Source organism: Methylobacterium sp. J-092, assembly GCF_022829325.1.
GTDB lineage: Bacteria > Pseudomonadota > Alphaproteobacteria > Rhizobiales > Beijerinckiaceae > Methylobacterium.
Map to the genome: position 1 here is coordinate 1 of NZ_JAKSXU010000039.1, position 21,729 is coordinate 21,729.

The following is a 21,729-nucleotide window of genomic DNA, read 5'->3' on the forward strand; positions in this document are numbered from 1 at the left end:
TCTGGCCCTGTGAAATCAGAACGTCCGCCTGACGTAGCTTCGCGACGATCTCCTCGGGCTTCGGGTGCTTTGCCATCTCGTCCGTCCTCCAGGCTCAAAAGCCATACCAAAGGGCGGACCACTTCAATGGGGGCTGACCAATGTTCCTTACCGGAAGCCGCCGGCCCAAACTGCAGCTTGTGTATAATAAACTCCGCTCACGCTCATAGGTACAGCTCCTCAGCGCGAGCTTGACTCGGCGAACTCATCCGAGGCGATCGGCTGGATCAAGAAGCTCCAAACGCGGCAGTTTGGGCTTTTCCCTCGTTTGAACGTTGGCGTTTTATGAGTGACCTGCCGATGATCGACGAGCCGCGCCACATGCAGATGCGGCAGATCATGGCCGGTCTTTCCGAGGGCGTGATCCTGATCGAGCCGGATCAGACCATCGCCTACGCGAATGCCGCCGCCGTGACGATGCATGGCGTTGCGGACACGAGCGATCTCGGTGCCACCGTTTCGGAGTACCGCGCGAACTTCACGCTGCACTACCGCAATCACCGGGAGATCGGACCGCTACAGCATCCCCTCGATCGGGTGCTCGCTGGCGAAGTGTTTCGCGACGTCGTGGTGGAGTTGGTTCCGACCCGGGATCCGTCACACAGGTGGATGCACCGCATCCGCAGCTTGGTGACCACGGATGCGGATGGCACGCCGAGCGGCCTTGCTCTGATGATGCAGGATGTGAGCGAGCGCTACCAGGCCGAGGCCCGGTTCGAACGCATGTTCAACGCCAATCCGGCCCCGGCGATCATCTGCCGGATCGCCGATCTGCGCTTCGTGCGGGTCAACCACGGTTTTCTCGATCTCACCGGCTACCATCGTGACGATGTGCTCGGCCGAACCTTTTGCGAGATCGACCTGCTGCGCGAGGCCGAGCGGCGGGAAATGGCGATCCACCGCCTGCACGCGGGCCACACGATTCCGCAGATGGAGGCGCAACTTGCCACGCCTTGCGGGAAGGGCCGCTACGTGATCGTGGCCGGGCACGCCATCGAGATGCCGGGCCCGGGCGGCATCGAGCTGTGCATGCTGTTCACCTTCGCCGACCTGGAGGATCGCCGTAAGGCCGAGATGTCGCTGCGCCACAGCGAGGAGCGCTTCGCCAAGGCGTTCGACCTCTCGCCGGTGCCGAGCGCACTGATGAGCGCGGACGGGCTGGCTATCACCAGCGTCAACCAGGCCTTCTTGACGGCGTTCGGACACGCCCCCGAGAGTGTGGACGGCCAATCGCTTGCTGAACTTGCGCTTTGGGTCGATCGCGCCGAGCAGCGTAAGTTCTCACGCGATCTCAAGCGGCTCGGCAGCGTCCGAGGCTTCGAGGCCGTGTTGCAGGATGCGGCAGGCGCCGAGATCGACTGCCTGATTTCGGCCGAGCTGGTGATCATCAACGGTGCGGCCTGCGTGCTGTGCGTTTTGCAGGACATCACTGGCCGCAAGCGCTCGGAGCGCGAGTTGATCACCGCGATCGAGGCGGTGATGGCGGACGCATCGTGGTTCAGCCATGGGGTGATCGACAAGTTGGCGACCCTGCGCAACCCGACCCGCATTGGCCGGCCATCGGTCGCGGTCGAGAACCTGACGAGCCGTGAGCGGGACATGCTCACGCGGATCTGCCAGGGCGACACCGACCAGGAGATTGGCGCCGAGCTGAAGCTGTCGCCGAACACGGTACGGAATCACGTCTCGGCGCTCTACCGCAAGCTTGGGGTCAACCGGCGCAGCGCCGTCGTGGTGTGGGCGCAGGAGCGTGGCATCGGCTCGACTACACGGACCCAGCGCTGAGATGGCCTAAAACCGTGACAGAACTACCAGGTCGGCTTGGTACAGATGTACTTTATGTAAATCGTCGGAACTTCGTGTGGGCCATCTGATTACGCAGTGGTAGCTCTGCTCAAGCGAGCATCTCGGAAGATCATCCCCTAGGGCTGATATGAGGAGATCCGCTTGGCTGGGCGTCGGAAGGTGCTCTCACCCGACCATATCCGAGCGCTGATCAAGGAAGCCATCGGCATCATCGAGGGCGACCACGCGATCCAGGCGGAAGCCGCCGCCGAGATCGCCGCCATCGAAGCTGCACACACGTCGTCGACCCCCAAGGCAAGATCGAAGCGCTCGACCCACAGGTGATGCTGTGGCGGCGAGTAGGCGCGCGGGCTGCACTCAGCCTCTGCACACCGTCAGCACGTCTGCAGAGGCAGGCCTCCCGACCCAACTGCATGAAGTGGAACTGCACCATGTCCCTCCTCGCCTGGATCGTCCTTGGTCTGATCGCCGGCTTCATTGGCAGCAAGATCGTCAACAACACCGGCCAGGGTCTCGTCGTCGACATCCTGCTGGGCGTCGTCGGCGCCGTCGTCGGTGGCTTCCTGTTCAACCAGTTCGGCCAGCCCGGGGTGTCCGGAGTGAACCTCTACAGTCTGCTCGTCGCCGTCGTCGGCGCGGTGGTGGTGCTGTGGCTCTACCACGCCCTGATGGGCCGCCGCCGGGTTCTCTGACCCGGCATACCACTTCCGCCGATACCGGCCGAAGACCGGCCCGACCACTTCTAACGAAAGACCTTCCACGATGGCGTTAGCTCCCGATACCACCCGTTCGGCCTACGAGCGCGACTTGCCCACCACCAGTCTCGCCACCCCAGCCGAGGACATGCGAACGATGGCGCTGCACTCCGTCTCCTGGGGCGCAGTCATCGCCGGCGCGGTGATCGCGCTCGTCGCTCAGGTCATCCTCAATATGGTCGGGCTCGGTATCGGGCTGTCGACCGTCGATCCGACCGGCAACGGCACCCCGACCGCGGGTAGTCTGTCGTCCGGCGCCGGGATCTGGTTCGTGATCTCCGGCATTCTCGCAGCCACCGCCGGTGGCTGGCTCGCTGGGCGGCTCTCGGGCAAGCCCGCCCGGACTACCACCGCCTACCACGGGCTGCTTGCATGGGCGGTCTCGACCCTGGTCGTCGTCTACCTACTGTCCTCCGCCGTCGGCGGCATGGTCAGCGGCGCATCGAGCGCGGTGTCGAACACGCTGGGCGGCGCCGGCAATCTCATCGGTGGCTCGGTGAAGACCGCCGCGCAGGCCGCTGCCCCGTCGCTGCCGGGCATGGACAACCCGTTCTCGAATATCGAGAGCCAGGTCCGCAACGGCACCGGCAGCGACCCGGAGGCCCTGAAGAACGCCGCCGTCAGCTCCATGCGCGCCGCCGTGACCGGTGACGCCGCCCAGCAGAAGGACGCCCAGGAGAAGGCCGCCCAGGCCTTGGCCAAGGCGCAGAATATCCCGGTCGAGCAGGCCCGGACCCAGGTTGCCGACTACACCAAGCAGTTCAACGATACGGTCGCCAAGACCAAGGAGCAGGCCAAGCAGGCGGCAGACACCGCCGCCCGCGTGGGCTCGCAGGGCGCGCTCTACGGCGCCCTGGCGCTGGTCCTCGGGGCGCTGGCTGCCTTCTTCGCCGGGCGTGGTGCCGCCGTCGATCCGGTGCTCACCCGCACCGCGCCTGTCGTCACGACCCAGCGTCGGGTCTGACGGTGAGCGACCCCTCCGCCATCGAGCCGCGCCTCCTTGGGACGCAGGACAAGCACGCGGCGGAGGTCGCCGTCGGCGAGAGCGTAATGCTCCCGCTGCTCGCCGAGACCGCCCGCATCGACAAGCGGGCGGTTGAGACCGGGCGCGTGCGGGTCTCGACCCGAACCGAGACGGTCGACCAGATCCTGCGCGAGACCCTGCGCAGCGATCACGTCGGCGTCACCCGGGTGCCGATCAATCGGACCCTGACTGAGGGCGAGACGCCCCCGGTGGTTCGTGAGGAGGATGGGGTGACCATCATCCCGATCCTTGAAGAGATCCTCGTCGTCGAGAAGCGCCTCGTCTTGAAGGAGGAGGTGCTCGTCCGTCGCACCACGGCGGCCGAGGACGTCGAGGTCCCGGTGACACTGCGCAAGCAGCACGCCGTGGTCGAACGCGTGGATCCGGAAGGCCACGCCAGCGAGCAGATCGATCCCCTATCAGCCCAGGAGCAAACATCATGACGCAGACGATCACCGCGCTCTTCGATCGCCCGGCCGAGGCACAGGCCGCTCAAGCCAAGCTCGTCGCCGCCGGCATCCCGCAATCGGCGATCAAGCTGGTGCAGGGAGCGCAGACGGCCCGCACGAGTGGCTCGTACGACTACCGCAAGGACGAGGGCGGGTTCTGGGGTTCACTGAAGGACTTCTTCATGCCCGAGGAGGATCGCTACGCCTACAGTGAGGGTCTGAGCCGAGGCGGCACGCTGCTGACCGTGAGTGTCGAGCCGACGCAGTCCGACACAGCCTACGACATCCTGGAGCAGAACGGTTCGATCGATCTCGACCAGCGTGAAAGCGCTTGGCGCCAGGAAGGCTGGAGCGGCTACTCAGCCAGTGGAGCAACGGCAGCTAGCTCGACCACGGGTACGACGGCGACCGGAACGACGGCTCCGGGCGCCGCGGCGCTGAAGGCCGCCGGCACGACCACGAGCGAGTCGGACTACATCCCGGTCGTCGAGGAGCGGCTCAACGTCGGCAAGCGCATGGTCGACAGCGGCCGGGTGCGGGTGCGCTCCTACGCCGTGGAGAAGGCGGTAAGCGAGAACGTCACCTTGCATGACGAGACCGTGCACGTCGATCGGCGTGTGGTCGACCGGGCGGTGACGCCTGGCGACATGGCTCTGTTCGAGGACAAGGTCATCGAGGCCACCGAGATGCGCGAAGAGGCGGTGGTGTCGAAGGAAGCCCGCGTCGTTGGCGAGGTTGGCATCCGTAAGGATGCGGCTCAGCGCGTCGAGACCGTGACCGATAAGGTGCGTCATACCGAGGTCGAGGTCGAGGATGAGCGCGGCAACGTCAGCCGCACTGGCACGACCGGCACCACGGTGACGGACGCTGCGCCTGGCACCCGCAAGCCGGTCTGATCCATCCGAGAAGCGCTGCCTGGAGCTTGGACGCACCAGGCAGCGCACCATGCCGAGATCCGAGTTCGGGTCGGCCCGTTCTCGACCGCAACCTGTCAAATAGGCCCCGCCATGTTCCTGAACCGCTCGCTTCTTCTCCTCTTACCGCTGCTCGCAACAGCACCCGCATCGGCGCAGACGACTCTTACCGGGCAGCCGGCAGCGGGTGGGGTCTCCAGTGCGACCTCCGGTGGTCAGAACGCCGTGACGCGGCCGAACACGGATCACGCCAACGCGACAGTGGTCACAGGAGCGGGAGCGAACGTCAAACTGGAGCGGGGCGCCAACAGCTTCACTGAGGGTGAGGCCCGCCGGCGTCTCGAGCAGGCCGGCTACCACGAGGTCAAGAACCTCAAGAAGGACGGCGACGGCATCTGGCGCGGCGATGCGCTGATGGGCAGCAAGCCGACCAGCGTCGGCCTCGACTTCAAAGGCAACGTCGCGGTGCGCTAGCCGGTTTCCGCGTTCGATTCATCCGGTTCAAACCCCTCGGAGTGCTTCCATGCCCACACAGACCCTCTCGGCCCTGTACGATCGCTACGACGACGCTGCGGCGGCCGTGACGAAGCTGGAGGCGGCCGGTGTGCCGCACTCCGACATCAGTCTCGTCGGCAACAAGACGGAGACGACCACCACTGGAACGAGCGATCCGGTGGACCATGCCGCCAACGGTGTAGGGACCGGTGCGACGCTCGGCACGATCCTGGGTGGCGGTGCCGGTCTCCTCGCCGGCCTCGGGCTGATGGCCATTCCGGGCGTCGGTCCGGTCGTGGCTGCGGGCTGGCTCGTCGCGACGTTGACTGGTGCCGGCCTCGGTGCCGCGGCAGGTGGTTTGACCGGTTCGTTGACCAGCGCCGGCGTGAGCGAGACCGATGCGCATGCCTACGCTGAAGGCGTGCGCCGGGGTGGTTCGCTACTGACCGCGAAGGTGGATGAGGCCCACGCCGCCGTGACCATGCGCATCCTGGAGGAGCATGGCGCTGTCGATCTCGACGCGCGTACAAAGGGTTGGGAAAGCGAGGGCTGGAGCAGCAAGACGGCTGGCGCGTCGCAAAGCGATACTTCGACCTTGATTGGTTCGGACTCAGCCGCAGGCTCGATCGTGCGCGAGAACGATGCGGTCGGCGCTTCCGTGGCTATCCCGGATACACGGACGTCCGGTGCTCGCCGGGTGCGTGTCTACAATCACCCAGTCTGATCATCGGGATCCGCGCGCCAGCGCAGCCTCGGCATCAACCAATCCGATCAACCTGGTCGAAAGGCCGCTTCAGGAGTCCAGATCATGGGCCTACTCGACAGTATCATCGGCAGTGTGGTCGGCGGCAACGCCAGTCAGCAGCAGGGCGCCGGCGCCAGTCCCCTTGTAGGCGTCCTGATGAGCCTTCTGGCTGCACGGGCCGGAGGCGGCGGCCTTGGCGGCATGCTGGGCAACGCAGGTAACAGTCTTGGCAGTGGCCAGGGTGGTCTCGGTGGTCTGCTCGGAGGTGGCGGAGCTGGTGGGCTTGGTGCCCTCGTCGAGCAGTTTACCCAGGCCGGCCATGGTGGGGCAATCAACTCGTGGATCGGCCAAGGACAGAACCAGCCGATCGCACCGCACGATCTCGGAGCGGCGCTCGGTCCGGAAACGGTGGGGCAACTCTCACAGCAGACCGGCATGGGAAGCTCCGACCTGCTGTCGCAGCTCTCCCACCTGCTGCCAGGTGTGATCGACCAGCTCACCCCGCAAGGCCGGATGCCGACCGAGCAGGAGCACGCACACTGGTAGCTCTTGTTGCGCCTACTCAGGACAAAACGAGCTTTGCCGTTCTATTTGGATCAGCACATAGGTGTTCGTCCTTGGCTCCTGACGACAACGCTTGCCTTTCTGATGGTTGGAAGCACCGAAGCCAACCACTAAGTATCGATTAGTCTGGACAAGCTCGATACTTATTCGAGACAGGCCGGCTTCTCCCGCAGCGAGCTTCTTTCCCGGCTCTCATCAGAGCTTCCTTCGGCGGTGGACCGCTACACCCCCGGCGGCAGGCTGCCCGCCCACTGAGGCGTTGCACCTGAGGACATCCCGCACGCCGGTCGGGGCCTTTCCCAGCCGGACGCGCCGGTCGACACGACCGCAACGAGCACCGCGATGGTGCCACCCGAGGAACACGACCATGGCCAAGACCGCGCACGACGAGGCTGCCAAGCACCACGAGGCCGCCGCCAAGTCGCACAAGACCGCCGCCGAGCACCACGAGAAGGGCGACGAGACCGCCGCCGCCAAGCACTCGAAGGAGGCCCATGGCCACTCCGAGAAGGCACACGAGAGCTCAACCAAGGCTCACGGGAAGAGCGCCAAGAAGTAACGGACCCCATCCAACCGCCGGACGCGCATTCCGCGCGCCCGGCACCAACTTCGGAGAAGAACCATGGACGAGAACCGCATCACCGGCGCGGCGAAGGAACTCGGCGGCAAGGTCCAGGGCGCCGTCGGCGACGTCACCGGCGACCGCGGGACCCAGGCCAAGGGTGCCGCCAACGAGTCCAAGGGCAACGTCGAGAACCTGTACGGGCAGGCCAAGGACGCCGTTCGCGACGTTGCCGACCAGGCCGGTGACCTTGCGCAGGGCGCGCTGAAGCAGGGACGCGACGCCTTCCCCGACGCCGAGCGCACCTACCGTCAGGGCGCCGACACGGTGACGAGCTACGCCAAGGAGTCACCGCTGATGATGGCCGCGATGGCGGGCGCACTCGGCTACCTCCTCGCGATGGTCGTCCACGGCCGCCGCTAGGTGCGGCCCCACCCAAGCCGTCCCGCAGGTCAGGAGCAGCACCATGAGCGATCCCACCCGACTTGCGGGTCCGCCCCTCGCCGATGGCCCGATGCAGGCGCCACGCTCACCGGCTGGCTTGGCCGATGCCGTGCGCGACCAAGCCAGCGGCTATGCCGACTGGCACAAGATCGAGGCTGCAGGCTTCCTCTCCGAGCTCGCCGGCGCGCTGCGTTCGGGCGGTAGCCAACTCAATGGACAAACACAGGTAAAGCCGTTCGTCCAGGCCGTCGCCGACAACCTCGACGCGTTCTCGGACCGTATCATACGCCGAGGCTGGCGTGAGCTTTACCGCGACGCCGAGGGGGTCGCACTAGGCCACCCGTTGGCGACGGCCCTGGTGGTCGGGGCGCTCGGGTACGGCGCCTTCCACGTCATCCGGTCCGGCGAAGGCGGTGCTGGCAAATCCCCCGGTGAACCCAGGCAGGCGTGGGGCGGGTACCCTTGAGCGCCGTCCCGCCACCCACGTCTCCCCATGGCATTCCCAGTTTGCTCGCCGAAGCGCTCCGGGGTGCAGGCGACGTCGTCCGGGGCGAGATCGCCCTGTTCCGCCAGGAAATAACCGACAGCCTGCGAAGCGTGGTCATCGGCCTCGCGGCGATGGCCGGCGCAGCGGTGTTCGCAATCGTCGGCTTCCTGGTCCTGGTCGACGCTTTGATGAAGTGGCTCGCCGCTGTCGTCGGCTCGGAGGCGCTCTCCGCCCTGATCGTCGGTGTCGTCTTCCTCGTTCTCGGCGTCGTCCTGGCGCTGACCGCCAGGAGCCGGTTCTCGCTCAACGGGCTCATGCCGACTCGGACAGGCCGCCAGCTTCGGCAGGACGCCACCGTTATCAAGGAGCACGCAGACGCATGATGAGTGATGCCGACGCACTGGAGCACGAGATCGAGGCAAGCCGCGGCCGCCTGGGCCGGACGCTGGACAGTCTTACGCAGCGCCTCACCCCCACCGGCATCGTCGAGGACATGCTCGGCAGCATCCGCCGCGACGCGACCGGGGCCGTCCTCTACGACGGCGCCCTGGAGGCTGTCCGCCGCAATCCGGTGCCAGTCCTCATGATGTGCCTCGGCACCGTGATGCTCCTCAAGGGCAAGGGTCCCATTGGGGGGGCTGCCTACCGAGCCATACGCGATCCGGATCGGTTCGCCGTACCGAGCACTGCCATTGCCTCGAAGCCTCCAGCTACGGCATCGAAAAATTCCCGGTGACCGAGACAATGACAGTCCACGACGCAGAAATGGCCAGCGTCGAAAACAGCCTTGGGACGAGGCGATATGAGCTCGCCGCGACACTGGTCAAGCTTGGGATATTCGGCAGCAGCTTTCCGTCCAGTCAGCACCTGTTCTAGCTGGACCAAGTACGGCGCCTAAGCCCACATAATGGCAATGCACTGACTCCCCACCCAGAGAAACGCATTTAATTGCAGCTCGCTAATTCGATGAAATAGCGAAAACACTGCGGCTAAAGCACTTCTTTCTCTCAATCATATACCCATTGCGTCGAGTTAAAAGTATTGAAAGGATTCTCGCATGACCATCGAGCAAGTCTGCCTGGTGGTCGTTCTAAACCTTCTCATTGGCATGTTCATCGCACGGCTAAGGCACCTGCGTACGCCCCCATCCGCAAGCCTGATCTTGGTCGCGATGATCCTCACTGGCTTTGCGATGATCTGGCGCTCCCTCATGATCTAATATCGTCCACAATCGACCTGCTTCTGATCACAACGGTTGGAAAAATTGTCTGAGCGCATGGAATGGGTCGCAAGACTGACGCAGACGTGCGTACGCTGCCTCGACCCGAGCCCCCCCTTTTTGAGCCTACTTCCCGAGATGCCCCATGACTGACCCTATCCAACAGCTGACCCCGCAGCCACGGACTGAGACCTCCCCAATAGTGTGGACCCTCTTTCTTGGAACCGCGCTTCTTGGATTGGTGGCTCTACCGCATCGCCGACTCAGTTCGCGCCCGGAAGGCGCATCGAGTCAGCTAGGCGCCGAGGAAGGCCCAAGAACCCACGAAGGAGCGGCCGCTTCCCAGGTCGCAGATACAGAGGTTGACCGAGGCCGTAAGGCGTCCACCCCATCCGAGATCCCGGCCAAAGGTTGGCTCGATATTGGCAAGCGCCTGTTCCAAGAGTTCGGAAACGACCGTGTGCTGCTGGTTGCGGCAGGAGTCACATTCTACGCCATCCTGGCGTTGTTCCCGGCCATTGGCGCCTTTGTCTCAATCTACGGCCTTGTGGCCGACCCTACGACCATCAATGAACAGTTGGCCTCTCTTCAAAGCGTCATGCCGGGCGGTGCCCTCGATATCATCGGCGAGCAGGTCAAGCGCATCGCAGCAAAAGGAGGCGGCACCCTCGGTTTCACCGCGGCCTTCGGCATCGTCGTGTCGATCTGGAGCGCCAACGGCGGCATGAAGGCAATCTTCGATGCACTAAACATTGTCTACGACGAGAAAGAGAAGCGCAACTTCTTCTGGTTAAACCTGAGATCTTTGACTTTCACGGCCGGGGCACTTTTATTTGTGGTTCTAGCTCTTGTTGGTATCGTTGTGATACCGGCTGCGCTAGCCTTGTTGAATTTGGGTTCGATGGAGTGGGTCATCGCCTTGGCACGATGGCCGATCCTACTCCTCGTTGTCCTAGGCAGCCTGGCGCTTTTGTACCGATACGGTCCGAGTCGGGAAGCTGCTAAGTGGCGTTGGGTCACGTGGGGAAGTGGCGTTGCTGGTGTTCTCTGGATTGTCGTGTCAGCGCTGTTCTCATGGTATGTGTCAAGCTTCGGCAACTACAACGAAACCTACGGGTCCCTCGGAGCCATCATCGGCTTCATGACCTGGATCTGGATTTCTACGACCATCGTCCTGCTCGGAGCGGAGTTGAACGCCGAGATGGAACATCAGACAGTCACCGATACGACCACCGGTCGGCCGGAGGAGCTTGGTGCACGCAAAGCGAAGGTGGCTGACACGGTCGCCGCTTCCGCATGAAAAGCAGACGAGACGTGCGACCCATTGCGGTCGCACGTCTCATCTGCATCGTGACAGACTCTGTATTTGCCTATCAGTACTAAATTTAACGATCACTCGCATGTAAAAGATATTAATCCCATTGATTCGTATGTCGGGGATCCGACCGTTTTCCTGAAAGAACTGCTAAGCCAGGATCGAACAGCAGCAAATGCCCCTGTTTCTGTCGGGAAAATATGACCAGCTTTCTACTGTCCGATAAACCACTATGTTTACTATCCTGACATCCAGTGTGGACATTGGCGATCAAGACGGTCGGCATTGTGCGAGACGTGCACGGTTCAGGGCCATGAGGACTGGTCCCAAGCTGTACCGCCCTGCCCTTTTACGTTCCACAAGCTTCCGCAGATAGCCTCCAGGGCTCTTGATGTGTCCGGCTCGCTGCAGGATTGCCGCGACCGTTGCGGCAGCAGTTTCTGCTCCCATCGTCGACTGCGCCTCCCGCCATACTGCTGAGCTGATGCCGAGGATTGTCCTTACTAGGTCGGAGGCTGCGACAAGATCGTGCCAGGAGCGCATCTCCGCGCCGGCGCGGGTGTAGTCCCGGATATCTGGGCAGGCATCGAGCACCATAGCGAGAGGGTAACTTTGGTCGGGCGAGCGTGCCTTTGCAGGACGTGGCTCATCAGCATCCCGAGCGCGACTCCCGGATGCCGGTTCAGAATCAAGGATATTTATTTTTGAATTCTGTATGTGCCGCTCAGAATGGCTGTCACTGCCGTCCAAAATATAAGATTCTGATCGCGGAATGAGGACGTTGCCCACATCAGCAACAAGCATGGCTAGACTTCGCCGTATAGCTTTCAGATCGGTTGGGCTTGGTGTCCGGGGTATCGCCATAACGATGGACGCGTAGCGGGCTCGCAGCGCTGTCCAGTCCCCCTCGTGGCCGCCCTCTACGCCCGCGGTGATCATCTTGGCTGCGTCGCGACGCAGGATCGTGACCTGTTCACGCGTGAGCCGCAGTTCCCGGCGTTCGGCCTCGACGATCTCGGCCTGTTGCTTGAACTCGCACGCTCTGGAGACGATCGGCGTGAGATCAAATCCGAAGGCATACGTGATCTCACCGCCTTGTCCTTTCCGGGCGTAGCGCTTGCCGTTCGGGCTGTCTCGACGGATTACGAGGCCAGCCTCGACCAATGCACCCAGATGGCGCCTGAGCGTTGTCTCAGCCATGCCGTGGGCGCGCAGACGAAGCTGCTCGTTTGATGGGAAGACGACAAGATCGCCCCCCAGCCCCGCGACCAGCGCCGTTTCAGGATGGAAGCTGAGAAGCGCGTTAAGGACGGCAAGAGCCCTGTCGGACACACAGATAGCGTCCTTGGCCTGGGCGATATGCCGAAACACTGCCCATTTGTTGACAGTGGTTTCAGGTGAGCACGCAGCGGCGGCTGCCTGCGCCTGTAGATGCGCAGCCGTTAGCGGCCGGCGCCCGAAGGGCGTCGTGATGTGAAGGTTCATGGTCTCTGCCGGGCACCGGGCAAAGACAAGGCGTCCGCCGAACCGGCGCGAAATCGTTTGACGATGTGCCGGGAGATGTGCTTCTCTGCGCTTGCTTAGGGACTACAGAGAGGGCCTTCCGGACGCGGTTCGGGGGGCCTTGTCTTTTTCGAGTGCGTCGTCTCCCTGGTTCGTGTTGTGGATCGGGTTACGCCTCGCCAGCCCGAACGGCGGCGAGGATCTCGGGAAGCCGATCTAGGAGAGCGGTACCGAGTTTCGGCTCCAGCTTCTCATCGATCGACAGAATGAAGCGACCGCTGCTGCGCTCAATGCGCACGACCTTGCGTCCCTGCTGGTCTTTCCAGACTTCTGACTTCGCCTTCGGCGCAACCTTCGGACCGAACGCCTCCAGTGTAGCAGCAAAGCGCTCATCAGTTGGCTTAGCGATAAAGCCCGGATCACTGATCAGCTTGCCGATTTCAGAAGCGCCCGTCGACTTCAGCCGCTCCGCCAAAAGCAGCCAACGCGGACGACCAGCCGCCGGGGCGGGGCCGATCGCGCACAGGACCTCCTGGGGTACCGTTTTTGCGACCGCAATCAGGGTCGAGAGATCCCCCTTCCCCACTCCCATGGCGGACATAATTGTATCGCGGCGAAACCCGTGGGCTTCGAGTCGCAGCGCGAAGAAAGCTCGCTCGATGTAACTGAGATCGCGTCGCTCCAGGTTCTCCTTACCCTGCGCAACGACGAGTTCTTCATCTGAGAGCGGTCGGACAACAGCTCGTATAGGGCGCCCCAGGATCAGTGCAGCGCGAGTCCGCCGTCGTCCATAGGCGATCTGAAAGCGTCCGGTTGTCTCCGGATGTGGTCTCACAAGCACGGGGACCTGCTGCCCACTTTCTCGGATGCTTTCTACCAGGCCAGGTAGGGTGGGATCATTGGCATCAGAGACACGATCGGCAATGAAGGAGTCATCGACAAGTCCGGGATCCAGATCCACTATGAGCGACCCAGCCTCGATCTCGGCCGCTACATCGGCTCTGGCTGCCAGATTGCGCAGGGTTGAACCCATCGTGCGCACGGCGCCGGTTCTGCGGCTTTCAAGCACGGGGGAGGGAGAGTTTGCACCTGCAAACTCTGCTTCTCCAGGGACAAGGTTTGCAGGTGCAAACGCCTCTGGCTTTGCTCCCTGCTTCGAACCAAACAAGGCATCTAGGTTCGTCTTGCGGTTCATGCGCGTCCCCACGCCTTCCGTATAAGGCCCTCGATCTCGGCGTTTACTGCATTCAAGGCCTCAAGCGCCCTGTCGTAGGTTGAGCGTGTAATGGCGTCCCGGCCAATCTCGTAGAGGGTCTGTTTCGACAAGCCGGCATCCGAGACTGCAGATGACTTCAGCATCGGTGCTGTAAGAACGGCGTCATCGAATAGGGTCCGGAGCATCCCAACGATCCGCGTTTGTGGCGCGTCCTGCTGCTCGTAGCGCGTAACAAGATAGCGAAGCCAATCGTACTGGAGATTGCCGCCGGCCTCCGACACAACGCCGAGCAGATCCTCGGTCATCGCCAGGAACTGGCTCATGGACGCCACATCCAACATCTGGGGGTGGACGGTGATAAGCAGCGCAGTCGACGCACATAGAGCGGAGAGGGTCAGGTATCCGAGCTGCGGCGGACAATCGATCACGACAACGTCGTAGCTGGCTTCTACGGACTCTATCGCTTGTGCCACTCGGTCGAAAAACAGAGGCTCGCCTGCACGGCGCTTGTTCAGAGCACGCGGCGTCTCGTGCTCGAACTCCATCAACTCAAGGTTCGCAGGGACTAGGTCCAGACCTGTGAAGTAGGTGTGCCGAATGACGTCGCGCAACGGGCGGCGAGAATCATCGTACCGGATCGCCCCATATAGCGTTTCATCGGTATCGACATCCAATTCTGGCTGAACACCAAGGAGAGCCGATAAGCTCGCCTGCGGATCGAGGTCGATCGCCAGAACGCGATAGCCCCTTAGCGTCAGAGATTGGGCAAGATGGGCGGTTGTCGTCGTCTTGCCCGAGCCACCCTTAAAGTTAGCTATGGCGATGACTTGGAGGTGGTCACCTTCCTGACGATGCGGCTGGTAACGTCTTCCGCTGCGCGTATTCTCGTCAAGATAAGCGCGAATGCCATGGATGTCCGAGAGAGTGTAAGAACGTCGCCCGTTTGGCGAGACGTCAGGCTGCGGCCCTAAACCTTCCGCGGCGAGTTGCTGGAGCCGAGATACAGTAACACCAATAATTCGAGCAGCTTCTGAGGAGGAAAATCGGCGCAGGGTCTTGGCTGATGTAGGAGGAAACAGCCCTGACGAGATCGCCTGAAGCTGCTCGCGCAACACGGCTGCATGGTCACCGATCATCGCCGCCGGCGAAACCGTTGGCTGCTGCGGAGGCGATTTGATTACCGCGTGCTGGTTCATCCTTACGGACCTTGCTTGCAGAAAATTCGCCAAATTGACGTAGCAGCTACAATTCAACCGAATCAAGGATGATTCGCAAGCCCGATAAGTGCGGAAAGTGTAGCTCTTCACGAACCCGTCGCGGGTCGCCTGTTCACCGCTCAGGCGGTCATTACCCCAACCGCGTACGTCAACGGCGATTAGGTTGGTGACATCCCGAGCACGCTGCCGAGGCTGTGCCAGGGCTCCGGTACGTTACGAGTGTCGTCGAGCCCATAGACGGCGGGCAGGGCGATGAGCTTGAGACGAAGGGCACGTAAGCCTGGAGTCGGCTGCGCTACCAGCAGACCGCCGACGACTCGGATAGCGCGGGCTGTGCTGTCCTCGTGGCGCTGAGAAGCGTCGAGACCGCACACTCCGGCCGCCCTTGCCAAGCCCGCTGTCGCCTTCAGACCTGGTGCTTGAGGGCACGTGTGCAGGGTCCAGGCCGCAGATGCCGACCGATTGTGTCGGTGTCCGTCGCGTAGAGCGGAGGTGAGTCGAGCGATGTCGCACGCGTCGCAGCCATCGGCGGGGATCGAGGCCACGGTGACGGTTAGGTCATGCTGACCTGGGACCTCGCCCGCCGCACGGCCATGTTGAACTGCTTGTCCGAGTACGCTCGGCCATCCTTGCGCTGAACGCCGGCGCGGGTGACTGCGTGCGCCAGGGTGGTGAAGGTCAAGCCACGGGCGAGAAGGGCCTCGATGCGGGGCAGATGCCGAAGCACCATCCGGTCGAACGGGACGGTGACGTCATCGCAGCCGTGATCGGCGGCGAAGTCCCTTGCCCAGCCATCGAGTTCCACCCGTACCATAGGCTGTCGGTAACCCACGCCGGATAAAGCTCAGACGAACGCGATCACGACAATTGACAGCATTTCACAGCAAAATCCAGCACGTTACGATGCTGGTAAATGAGTTCATAAGTTGTGTGCACACCTGTGCACCCCGGGTGCGAGGAGTGAACGAGAGTGGCAGGTTCCCTACGATCTTGGGGGCGTTCCTCTACTGATTGAGCCCGTGCTTCAGCTTGCGATGGCTAGCATTGGGGCGACACCCTCACGCAGTACGTAGCCACGGCCCCAGACCGTCTCGATGTAGTTGCGGCATCGAACGACGGTCCCGATGGCGGGGCTCGGGAGGTTGCATATCGCGATGCCATTGCTGGCTGCTCCCCGCGCAGTCCCGATTTCGGGAGGTTGGCAAGGACCCTTAAAAATCCCAAGAGCAGCCTCGAGACCGCGAAACGGAGGTGACCTGTTTGCGACCAAGCAACAAGCGCATGCGCGCGGGAAGAGCCGATAATGGGCCGAGATCAAGGTTCTACCGACCGCACTCCGAATGCAGCAGCGTTCGCGCGATAGGTTCGGCATCGGGCAGGCGGGTGATGTGATCCATCCCGAGTGTCGAGATGGATCACGCGGTTGAGGATAGATCCCGGCCGGGTCGTTCACGTCTCTGGTTCCAGATCACCGGATTGATCCTGCGTGCTTGATCGAACGTAGTCCTGCTCGCAGCGATGTTGATGGCAATGCTAGCATCGCTTATAAGACGATATGGCTCACGCGCTCGCACCGGCTGCAACGATCACGATCCGCAATCTCGATGGCCGCGTGAAGGAGCGGCTCCGCATCCGTGCGGCGATGAACGGTCGTTCCATGGAAGCGGAGGCGCGTTCGATCCTGGCAGCCACTCTTGCCGTCGAGGCCGAGAGCACACCCGATCTCGCCGAAGCGATCCGACGCCGAGTAGCACCGTTTGGTGGCATCGACCTGGAAGAGCACCCGGCTGTCACGATCGCTGCCCCGCCGTCCTTTGATCGATGATCGTCCTCGACACGAACGTTATCTCCGAGCTGATGCGCCCAGAGCCAAGCTCGGCCGTGGTCGCGTGGGTCGCGTCCCAGCCCCGCTCATGGCTCTACACCACCAGTCTCAACCGTGCCGAGATCCTCTACGGCGTCACCATGATGCCGCCAGGTCGCCGACGGGACGGGTTCGCTACGGTCGCCTCCGCGATCTTTACCGAGGAGTTTGCCGGACGCGTCCTGCCATTCGACGGCTTGGCCGCCGATCACTATGCGCGGATCGTACGGACGCGTCGGGACGCCGGGATGCCGATCGAAGGCTTTGACGCCTTGATTGCGGCGACGACCGCGGCTGCGGGCTACAGCATCGCCACCCGCGATGTCGGCGGTTTTGAAGCGTGCGGTCTGACGATCATCAATCCCTGGCAGTCTGCGGGGGGATGACGAATTCGACCGCGAAACCGAGCAGGTTGAGCCTACCCAATTATCTCGCCACGTCAGCTTGCAATAGCTAGCATTGGGGCGACACCCTCGCGCAGCACGTAGCCACGACCCCAGACTGTCTCGATGTAGTTCTTGCCGCCTGATGCGGTAGCAAGCTTCTTGCGCAGCTTGCAGACAAACACGTCGATGATTTTCAGCTCGGGCTCGTCCATGCCGCCGTAGAGATGGTTGAGGAACATCTCCTTGGTCAGTGTCGTGCCCTTTCGCAGGGCAAGGAGTTCCAGCATCTGGTACTCCTTGCCAGTGAGCGGAACCCGGTTCCCACCGATCGCGACAAGCTTCTGATCGAGGTTGACGACCATGTCGTCGATCGTCACGGCCGCCTCAGCATGCCCTTGCGAGCGGCGGACGATCGCCTGAATGCGGGCGACGAGCTCATCCCGGTGGAACGGCTTGGTGAGGTAGTCGTCGGCGCCAAAGCCGAGACCCTTCACCTTGTCCTCGATGCTGGCCATCCCTGAGAGGATCAGGATTGGGGTCTTCACCTTGGCCACGCGAAGGCGGCGCAGCACCTCGTAGCCGGACATGTCGGGGAGCGTCAGGTCGAGGAGGATGATGTCGTAGTCGTAGAGCTTACCGAGATCGATCCCCTCCTCACCGAGATCGGTGACGAAGGGATTGAACCCGGCCGTCTTCAGCATCAGCTCGATGCTCTGTGCCACCGCCGCATCGTCCTCGATCAGCAGAACCCGCATCGTCCGTCCCCGTAAGTGTTAAGATCCACTAATGCGTGATCCTTAACAAATTCCTGTTTTGCAGTAGGGTCCGTATCAGCGCCTTATCGGCCCATATTCGACTTGTTGTTCTGCCGGAAACCAATTAAGACTGGCCATATCAGTTGATTATAGGGCAGTATATTTCATGTTTGACGAAGCAGTGGCAGACACAAGCAGCAACGTTTTGGCGATGGCAGCCGATATCGTCTCAGCCTATGTCTCGAACAATCACGTTCAAGCTGGCGAGCTGCCGAACTTGATTGCCAGCGTCCATGCTTCCTTGAGCCGCCTCGGCGGTGAGGAGCCGAGGACCGCGTCCGAACCTGAGAAGCTGACGCCCGCTCAGATCCGCAAGTCGATCACCCCAGATGCGATCATCAGCTTCGAGGACGGCAAGGGCTACAAGACGATGCGGCGTCATCTTACCCTACGTGGCCTGACACCGGAGGCCTACCGCGCCAAGTGGGGCCTGCCTGCCGACTACCCGATGGTGACCACGAGCTACTCGGCAAAGCGTTCCGAACTCGCCAAGAGCCTCGGTTTGGGTCAGCTGCGGCGCAAGTCAGCACCGGAGGAAGTTGGCAACGACCCTGACGAAGCTTGAGCTTACCGGTCTTGCGCTGGAATCAGCAAAGTCTGACTGAGTCACGGTCTGTTTGCTGTTTGATCAGCAGGCGGATCGTCAGGAGGGAGGATGCTGCAGCACGTCAGCCACAGAGTTAATGAAGCGTTTCCGTTCACGCCTTGTTCCGGTTGTGGAAAACCTGTGGGCCAGTCAGTTTGTGTCTTGCAACAAGGCGCGGCATGCACGTTCGACCCAACGAGCGGCTGCACATCATGCTGTGGGTGAGGACAACATCGCGTGCCTATTTCTCAGCGTCAGCTCGGTGCATCGATCCGGACCGCGCTGCATATCGCTGATCGCGATGCGATTGCTGCTTTCGTCTTGGACGAGGGCACAGTGTTTGCACCCAACAATCCGTTCGCACGAACCAGTGTTGGTGCGCAGAGACAGGTTTGGACCGGCTACCAGCGTGAGTTCTACTTCTCGAACATCGCCTCGCTTGGGCTGGCGTGTTTGATGAATGCCTTATGCGCACGTCCCGATGACGAGGCGATTGTTCAGGAGATCCTCCAGGCCGATGGCTGCCGTGCTTACGTGTATCACCCGGGCGACGGCTGCCAGATTGTCGGGGCCGTGCTGCATGCCAAGGGGACCGGAGCCCTGCCAGTGATCAAGCCACTTCCACGAGGCGGCCGGCGGGGCAGGGGGCAGAGATCGGCGCTTCAGCTCGATTTGTTTGCGGTCGGGTAGAGCCCCCGAAACAGGTCCCCCATCGCCCGACGGCGAAACAGGGTGCGCCAGCGTCGACGCCGATGCTCGGGGCGATCGTGGTTGATGTGACAGCGTTGGCAGAAGGCTGCGAGGTTGCGGTCGAGATTGTTGGTGGTGTCGTGATCGCGGTGTGCGGCAGGCAGCACAACGCGGGTCGTACGGATGCGACCGAGATCTTCGATCGTCGGCAGGCTGCGCAGCGTACGGCCCTGTCCATCGCGCCAGGCTCCGATGCTGGCATCCCACCAGCGCCCATCACCGAGATGGTACACGGTCAGCCCATGGGGCCGACCGCAGCCCTCGCAGGCGCCACCCGCCCGCCCGAAGCGGATCGCCGCTGAGAGTTGCGGCCAGTCGATGGGATAGAAGAAGCGATGCTCGCGCCGGATCGGCATTGTTCAGGAGATCCTCCAGTGACGTCTCATGGGAGGATTTCGATGGTGATACTGAGGCTTTTGGGGAGGTCGGCCCAGGCTTTCTGAGTGGTGAGCGCGACAGCATTTCGCTGTTGTGCGAGGGCGAGGCAGGCATGATCGCTGAGGGAGAGATCGAACGCCTTGAGAAGCGGTCTCAGCATGCCTGTGGCTTGAGCTTGAGCGTCGCCGAAGGGATCGACCCGTAGGTGAAGCCCCCCGACAGCTTGGGCGATGCGGTTTTGGGAGCCGCCGGCTTCAGCGAGGGCAGCATAAACTTCGGACAGAGCGACGGCGCTGATCCAAGCGCGTGGCAGGACCGTGATCACGCGTTGCGTCCCGGCTTCACCCTTGAGCAGGCAGAGCAGGGCTGAGGCATCGAGGACGAACGCCTCAGTCATGCTCGGTCTCCTGGTGCGGATCGTTTGCATGATCCTGGCTCAACGCATTTTCACCTGGCGCATCGTCGGGTCGGAAGGTGCCGACAATCGTCTGAGCCAGGCGTACGGCTGAGGTGAGCGATCGGACATGAAGTCCGTCCTCATCCAGTTCGATGATGACGGTATCGCCGACCTCGATCCCGAGCTTGCGCCGAAACGCAGCTGGAATGATCAGCTTACCCCCATCGATAATTTTAACCGCCTGCGACGCCATGAAGACCTGTCAAATGGTACCTGAACGTCATTTCGTACCAAACCACGCATGTCGTATCAAGATGACCGGGTTCAGATAAGGGAACCATGGTCGTGGCCTTGCGCATATGGCTCAACCTTCGACTCTGATTGCCATCCAGGTTTGAGATGAAACATCAGTGAGTGACCAAAAGCGCATCACTACCGTATCCGGTGTCACTTAATGATCATTTTCTATCGATGACAGAGCGTAGAATTTATGACGGCTTGTAGTACGGTAGCTCGGCCGTTTGGGGGCCGTCGCTGTATTTGTCACGCAATCGCTCGTTTGCGTGACAGGCACGAACGGGGGAGCACCGCAGATCGGCGGCCCCCGACCCCTTGATCGTCATACCGCCTCACGACGCGTGGCCCGTCACGCCCGCACAGGATCACAACCCCATGCTGCTCGGCTACATGCGCGTGTCCAAGGCCGATGGCTCGCAAACCACCGACCTGCAGCGCGACGCTCTCCTCGCCGCCGGCGTCGAACCCGAGCGCTTCTACGAGGATCATGCCTCCGGCAAACGCGACAGCCGCCCTGGGCTCGACGCCTGCCTCAAAGCGCTTCGCGAGGGCGACACCCTCGCGATCTGGAAACTCGACCGCCTCGGCCGCGACCTGCGCCACCTCGTCAACACCGTCCACGATCTGACCAAGCGTGGGGTCGGGCTCAAGGTGCTCACAGGCCAGGGGGCCAACATCGACACCACCACCGCCAATGGCCGGCTGGTGTTTGGGATCTTCGCAGCGTTGGCGGAATTCGAGCGCGAGTTGATCATCGAGCGGACCAAGGCTGGGCTTGCCTCAGCGCGTGCCAGAGGCAGGAACGGAGGTCGCAAGCCGAAGATGACCGCTGCCAAACTCCGCCTCGCACAAGCTGCGATGGGTCAACCGGAGACCAAGGTCTCTGACCTCTGCGCGGAACTCGGCATCACTCGCCAAACCCTCTATCGACACGTCGATCCCAAGGGTCGGTTTAGAGCCGACGCTCTCAAGATCCTTGGGCAAAAGACTATCTGATCAATGGTTTGCGGAGACGGGATATCGCGACGGTAGATAATTGGGCAGCCTTTCCTGACAAGAAAACGGCCGTTTACGCCTACAGTTTGGTGTGCACCCCAATTGGTCAGGAAAACGGTCGGATACCCGACGTCGAACCTGATAGGACCTATGTCCAAGTTGGGTGGATTTCAGCTGGTTTGCTTTGGGGCATCGATGCGTGGAAGCGGACATCGTCGCCGAGCCCGCCCACGACCCCTCTCGGGCCCTCGGAAAGTTCGCTTCGCGGTATGTTGGCGGTGGTTGACCTATGTCTAAGCCGGGTGGAAAGCAGCTTGTCTTCAACTGGCGCATTAAAGGGCCAGGGCAGACGTTCGTACTACGCCAGCTGTGTTGCCACACAAGACATCGATGCAAATTCGGTATCGATCGATCCAGCAATTGAGTTGGACGGCATTATCTTGCCGCCGCATGAATGTGGTTCGGCAAACAGCCACCGCTGGTAGTTATTTCCTGCGAGAATGGCT

The 21,729-nt window shown here is 62.2% G+C and carries 30 protein-coding genes; 22 read left to right on the forward strand and 8 right to left on the reverse strand.

The window, feature by feature from the left end; translation table 11 throughout:
* Positions 1-324 precede the first annotated feature (324 nt).
* The 17 genes from MKK60_RS01820 (at position 325) to MKK60_RS01900 (ending at position 10,803) form a co-directional block, all read left to right on the forward strand.
* Entirely contained in the window at positions 325-1,824 is a 1,500-nt protein-coding gene (locus MKK60_RS01820; protein ID WP_243983625.1) for a PAS domain S-box protein, read from the forward strand.
* A 180-nt stretch (positions 1,825-2,004) separates the two neighbouring features.
* Positions 2,005-2,169, forward strand: coding sequence for a hypothetical protein (locus MKK60_RS01825; protein WP_243983626.1), 165 nt, complete (start codon positions 2,005-2,007; stop codon positions 2,167-2,169).
* 107 nt (positions 2,170-2,276) lie between these two features.
* On the forward strand, positions 2,277-2,537 hold the full coding sequence (locus MKK60_RS01830) for a GlsB/YeaQ/YmgE family stress response membrane protein (protein ID WP_092045733.1): 261 nt from the start codon (positions 2,277-2,279) through the stop codon (positions 2,535-2,537).
* Positions 2,538-2,688: 151 nt separating this feature from the next.
* Complete coding sequence (locus tag MKK60_RS01835; protein ID WP_409567350.1) at positions 2,689-3,564, forward strand: PhnA-like protein; 876 nt, start codon at positions 2,689-2,691, stop codon at positions 3,562-3,564.
* Positions 3,565-3,566: 2 nt separating this feature from the next.
* Positions 3,567-4,067 carry a YsnF/AvaK domain-containing protein gene (locus MKK60_RS01840; RefSeq protein WP_243983628.1) on the forward strand — a complete coding sequence of 167 codons (501 nt, stop codon included), beginning with the start codon at positions 3,567-3,569 and terminating at the stop codon, positions 4,065-4,067.
* Positions 4,064-4,969: a YsnF/AvaK domain-containing protein gene (locus MKK60_RS01845; RefSeq protein ID WP_243983629.1), complete on the forward strand. Its 906-nt coding sequence runs from the start codon at positions 4,064-4,066 to the stop codon at positions 4,967-4,969. The genes MKK60_RS01840 and MKK60_RS01845 overlap by 4 nt, the downstream gene beginning before the upstream one ends.
* 111 nt (positions 4,970-5,080) lie before the next feature.
* Positions 5,081-5,461, forward strand: a complete 381-nt coding sequence (locus tag MKK60_RS01850) for a hypothetical protein (protein ID WP_243983630.1) — start codon at positions 5,081-5,083, stop codon at positions 5,459-5,461.
* Positions 5,462-5,510: 49 nt separating this feature from the next.
* On the forward strand, positions 5,511-6,206 hold the full coding sequence (locus MKK60_RS01855) for a hypothetical protein (protein ID WP_243983631.1): 696 nt from the start codon (positions 5,511-5,513) through the stop codon (positions 6,204-6,206).
* Positions 6,207-6,290: 84 nt separating this feature from the next.
* Complete coding sequence (locus MKK60_RS01860) at positions 6,291-6,773, forward strand: YidB family protein (RefSeq protein WP_243983632.1); 483 nt, start codon at positions 6,291-6,293, stop codon at positions 6,771-6,773.
* A 144-nt stretch (positions 6,774-6,917) separates the two neighbouring features.
* On the forward strand, positions 6,918-7,046 hold the full coding sequence (locus tag MKK60_RS01865; RefSeq protein ID WP_313901108.1) for a YidB family protein: 129 nt from the start codon (positions 6,918-6,920) through the stop codon (positions 7,044-7,046).
* Positions 7,047-7,158: 112 nt separating this feature from the next.
* Positions 7,159-7,350 carry a hypothetical protein gene (locus MKK60_RS01870; protein ID WP_243983633.1) on the forward strand — a complete coding sequence of 64 codons (192 nt, stop codon included), beginning with the start codon at positions 7,159-7,161 and terminating at the stop codon, positions 7,348-7,350.
* 63 nt (positions 7,351-7,413) lie between these two features.
* Positions 7,414-7,776 carry a CsbD family protein gene (locus MKK60_RS01875; RefSeq protein ID WP_243983634.1) on the forward strand — a complete coding sequence of 121 codons (363 nt, stop codon included), beginning with the start codon at positions 7,414-7,416 and terminating at the stop codon, positions 7,774-7,776.
* A 43-nt stretch (positions 7,777-7,819) separates the two neighbouring features.
* Positions 7,820-8,263, forward strand: a complete 444-nt coding sequence (locus tag MKK60_RS01880; protein WP_243983635.1) for a hypothetical protein — start codon at positions 7,820-7,822, stop codon at positions 8,261-8,263.
* A 41-nt stretch (positions 8,264-8,304) separates the two neighbouring features.
* On the forward strand, positions 8,305-8,667 hold the full coding sequence (locus MKK60_RS01885) for a phage holin family protein (RefSeq protein WP_243983636.1): 363 nt from the start codon (positions 8,305-8,307) through the stop codon (positions 8,665-8,667).
* Positions 8,664-9,020 (forward strand): DUF3618 domain-containing protein, encoded by a 357-nt coding sequence (locus MKK60_RS01890; RefSeq protein ID WP_243983637.1) that lies wholly within the window; start codon positions 8,664-8,666, stop codon positions 9,018-9,020. Before MKK60_RS01885 ends, MKK60_RS01890 begins: the two co-directional genes overlap by 4 nt.
* A gap of 321 nt (positions 9,021-9,341) precedes the next feature.
* A complete protein-coding gene (locus tag MKK60_RS01895; protein ID WP_187275554.1) occupies positions 9,342-9,503 on the forward strand; it encodes a hypothetical protein in 162 nt (53 codons plus the stop codon).
* Positions 9,504-9,648: 145 nt separating this feature from the next.
* Positions 9,649-10,803: a YihY/virulence factor BrkB family protein gene (locus MKK60_RS01900; RefSeq protein ID WP_147726150.1), complete on the forward strand. Its 1,155-nt coding sequence runs from the start codon at positions 9,649-9,651 to the stop codon at positions 10,801-10,803.
* Between the two features lie 285 nt (positions 10,804-11,088).
* Here MKK60_RS01900 and repC read toward each other — a convergent pair whose 3' ends face one another.
* The 4 genes from repC to MKK60_RS01920 form a co-directional block, all read right to left on the reverse strand.
* A complete protein-coding gene (gene repC, locus MKK60_RS01905; protein WP_243983638.1) occupies positions 11,089-12,303 on the reverse strand; it encodes a plasmid replication protein RepC in 1,215 nt (404 codons plus the stop codon).
* A 187-nt stretch (positions 12,304-12,490) separates the two neighbouring features.
* On the reverse strand, positions 12,491-13,516 hold the full coding sequence (gene repB / locus MKK60_RS01910; RefSeq protein ID WP_243983639.1) for a plasmid partitioning protein RepB: 1,026 nt from the start codon (positions 13,514-13,516) through the stop codon (positions 12,491-12,493).
* A complete protein-coding gene (gene repA, locus MKK60_RS01915; protein WP_409567349.1) occupies positions 13,513-14,733 on the reverse strand; it encodes a plasmid partitioning protein RepA in 1,221 nt (406 codons plus the stop codon). The genes repB and repA overlap by 4 nt, the downstream gene beginning before the upstream one ends.
* 574 nt (positions 14,734-15,307) lie before the next feature.
* Complete coding sequence (locus MKK60_RS01920) at positions 15,308-15,568, reverse strand: hypothetical protein (protein WP_243983640.1); 261 nt, start codon at positions 15,566-15,568, stop codon at positions 15,308-15,310.
* Positions 15,569-16,309: 741 nt separating this feature from the next.
* On the opposite strand from MKK60_RS01920, the gene MKK60_RS01925 reads away from it, so the two are divergent.
* Positions 16,310-16,579 (forward strand): FitA-like ribbon-helix-helix domain-containing protein, encoded by a 270-nt coding sequence (locus tag MKK60_RS01925; protein ID WP_243983641.1) that lies wholly within the window; start codon positions 16,310-16,312, stop codon positions 16,577-16,579.
* The gene (locus MKK60_RS01930; RefSeq protein WP_243983642.1) at positions 16,576-17,004 is read left to right on the forward strand and encodes a type II toxin-antitoxin system VapC family toxin; all 429 of its coding nucleotides are present in this window, start codon (positions 16,576-16,578) and stop codon (positions 17,002-17,004) included. The genes MKK60_RS01925 and MKK60_RS01930 overlap by 4 nt, the downstream gene beginning before the upstream one ends.
* Positions 17,005-17,057: 53 nt before the next feature.
* Here MKK60_RS01930 and ctrA read toward each other — a convergent pair whose 3' ends face one another.
* Positions 17,058-17,759, reverse strand: a complete 702-nt coding sequence (gene ctrA / locus MKK60_RS01935) for a response regulator transcription factor CtrA (RefSeq protein WP_243983643.1) — start codon at positions 17,757-17,759, stop codon at positions 17,058-17,060.
* Between the two features lie 166 nt (positions 17,760-17,925).
* Between ctrA and MKK60_RS01940 the strand changes: the two genes are divergently transcribed.
* Entirely contained in the window at positions 17,926-18,384 is a 459-nt protein-coding gene (locus MKK60_RS01940) for a MucR family transcriptional regulator (protein ID WP_243983644.1), read from the forward strand.
* A 258-nt stretch (positions 18,385-18,642) separates the two neighbouring features.
* On the forward strand, positions 18,643-19,095 hold the full coding sequence (locus MKK60_RS01945) for a hypothetical protein (RefSeq protein ID WP_243983645.1): 453 nt from the start codon (positions 18,643-18,645) through the stop codon (positions 19,093-19,095).
* Here MKK60_RS01945 and MKK60_RS01950 read toward each other — a convergent pair.
* The 3 genes from MKK60_RS01950 to MKK60_RS01960 are packed head-to-tail and all read right to left on the reverse strand — an operon-like array spanning position 19,068 to position 20,183.
* The gene (locus MKK60_RS01950) at positions 19,068-19,511 is read right to left on the reverse strand and encodes a hypothetical protein (protein WP_243983646.1); all 444 of its coding nucleotides are present in this window, start codon (positions 19,509-19,511) and stop codon (positions 19,068-19,070) included. The two genes, MKK60_RS01945 and MKK60_RS01950, sit on opposite strands and share 28 nt — an antisense overlap.
* A gap of 26 nt (positions 19,512-19,537) precedes the next feature.
* On the reverse strand, positions 19,538-19,930 hold the full coding sequence (locus tag MKK60_RS01955; RefSeq protein ID WP_243983648.1) for a type II toxin-antitoxin system VapC family toxin: 393 nt from the start codon (positions 19,928-19,930) through the stop codon (positions 19,538-19,540).
* A complete protein-coding gene (locus MKK60_RS01960; RefSeq protein ID WP_243983650.1) occupies positions 19,923-20,183 on the reverse strand; it encodes an AbrB/MazE/SpoVT family DNA-binding domain-containing protein in 261 nt (86 codons plus the stop codon). The genes MKK60_RS01955 and MKK60_RS01960 overlap by 8 nt, the downstream gene beginning before the upstream one ends.
* Before the next feature lie 419 nt (positions 20,184-20,602).
* Between MKK60_RS01960 and MKK60_RS01965 the strand changes: the two genes are divergently transcribed.
* Entirely contained in the window at positions 20,603-21,223 is a 621-nt protein-coding gene (locus MKK60_RS01965; RefSeq protein ID WP_243983652.1) for a recombinase family protein, read from the forward strand.
* Positions 21,224-21,729 lie beyond the last annotated feature (506 nt).

What these genes read in the sequence shown, in the direction of transcription:
- MKK60_RS01900 (WP_147726150.1), top strand. Translation starts at nt 9,649, where the DNA reads ATGACTGACCCTATCCAACAGCTGACCCCGCAGCCACGGACTGAGACC.
- MKK60_RS01870 (WP_243983633.1), top strand. Translation starts at nt 7,159, where the DNA reads ATGGCCAAGACCGCGCACGACGAGGCTGCCAAGCACCACGAGGCCGCC.
- repA (WP_409567349.1), bottom strand. Translation starts at nt 14,733, where the DNA reads ATGAACCAGCACGCGGTAATCAAATCGCCTCCGCAGCAGCCAACGGTT.
- MKK60_RS01880 (WP_243983635.1), top strand. Translation starts at nt 7,820, where the DNA reads ATGAGCGATCCCACCCGACTTGCGGGTCCGCCCCTCGCCGATGGCCCG.
- MKK60_RS01955 (WP_243983648.1), bottom strand. Translation starts at nt 19,930, where the DNA reads ATGACTGAGGCGTTCGTCCTCGATGCCTCAGCCCTGCTCTGCCTGCTC.
- MKK60_RS01850 (WP_243983630.1), top strand. Translation starts at nt 5,081, where the DNA reads ATGTTCCTGAACCGCTCGCTTCTTCTCCTCTTACCGCTGCTCGCAACA.
- MKK60_RS01845 (WP_243983629.1), top strand. Translation starts at nt 4,064, where the DNA reads ATGACGCAGACGATCACCGCGCTCTTCGATCGCCCGGCCGAGGCACAG.
- MKK60_RS01965 (WP_243983652.1), top strand. Translation starts at nt 20,603, where the DNA reads ATGCTGCTCGGCTACATGCGCGTGTCCAAGGCCGATGGCTCGCAAACC.
- MKK60_RS01960 (WP_243983650.1), bottom strand. Translation starts at nt 20,183, where the DNA reads ATGGCGTCGCAGGCGGTTAAAATTATCGATGGGGGTAAGCTGATCATT.
- MKK60_RS01820 (WP_243983625.1), top strand. Translation starts at nt 325, where the DNA reads ATGAGTGACCTGCCGATGATCGACGAGCCGCGCCACATGCAGATGCGG.
- MKK60_RS01940 (WP_243983644.1), top strand. Translation starts at nt 17,926, where the DNA reads ATGTTTGACGAAGCAGTGGCAGACACAAGCAGCAACGTTTTGGCGATG.
- MKK60_RS01835 (WP_409567350.1), top strand. Translation starts at nt 2,689, where the DNA reads ATGCGAACGATGGCGCTGCACTCCGTCTCCTGGGGCGCAGTCATCGCC.
- MKK60_RS01855 (WP_243983631.1), top strand. Translation starts at nt 5,511, where the DNA reads ATGCCCACACAGACCCTCTCGGCCCTGTACGATCGCTACGACGACGCT.
- MKK60_RS01920 (WP_243983640.1), bottom strand. Translation starts at nt 15,568, where the DNA reads ATGGTACGGGTGGAACTCGATGGCTGGGCAAGGGACTTCGCCGCCGAT.
- MKK60_RS01890 (WP_243983637.1), top strand. Translation starts at nt 8,664, where the DNA reads ATGATGAGTGATGCCGACGCACTGGAGCACGAGATCGAGGCAAGCCGC.
- MKK60_RS01925 (WP_243983641.1), top strand. Translation starts at nt 16,310, where the DNA reads ATGGCTCACGCGCTCGCACCGGCTGCAACGATCACGATCCGCAATCTC.
- ctrA (WP_243983643.1), bottom strand. Translation starts at nt 17,759, where the DNA reads ATGCGGGTTCTGCTGATCGAGGACGATGCGGCGGTGGCACAGAGCATC.
- repB (WP_243983639.1), bottom strand. Translation starts at nt 13,516, where the DNA reads ATGAACCGCAAGACGAACCTAGATGCCTTGTTTGGTTCGAAGCAGGGA.
- MKK60_RS01930 (WP_243983642.1), top strand. Translation starts at nt 16,576, where the DNA reads ATGATCGTCCTCGACACGAACGTTATCTCCGAGCTGATGCGCCCAGAG.
- MKK60_RS01895 (WP_187275554.1), top strand. Translation starts at nt 9,342, where the DNA reads ATGACCATCGAGCAAGTCTGCCTGGTGGTCGTTCTAAACCTTCTCATT.
- MKK60_RS01860 (WP_243983632.1), top strand. Translation starts at nt 6,291, where the DNA reads ATGGGCCTACTCGACAGTATCATCGGCAGTGTGGTCGGCGGCAACGCC.
- repC (WP_243983638.1), bottom strand. Translation starts at nt 12,303, where the DNA reads ATGAACCTTCACATCACGACGCCCTTCGGGCGCCGGCCGCTAACGGCT.
- MKK60_RS01830 (WP_092045733.1), top strand. Translation starts at nt 2,277, where the DNA reads ATGTCCCTCCTCGCCTGGATCGTCCTTGGTCTGATCGCCGGCTTCATT.
- MKK60_RS01950 (WP_243983646.1), bottom strand. Translation starts at nt 19,511, where the DNA reads ATGCCGATCCGGCGCGAGCATCGCTTCTTCTATCCCATCGACTGGCCG.
- MKK60_RS01875 (WP_243983634.1), top strand. Translation starts at nt 7,414, where the DNA reads ATGGACGAGAACCGCATCACCGGCGCGGCGAAGGAACTCGGCGGCAAG.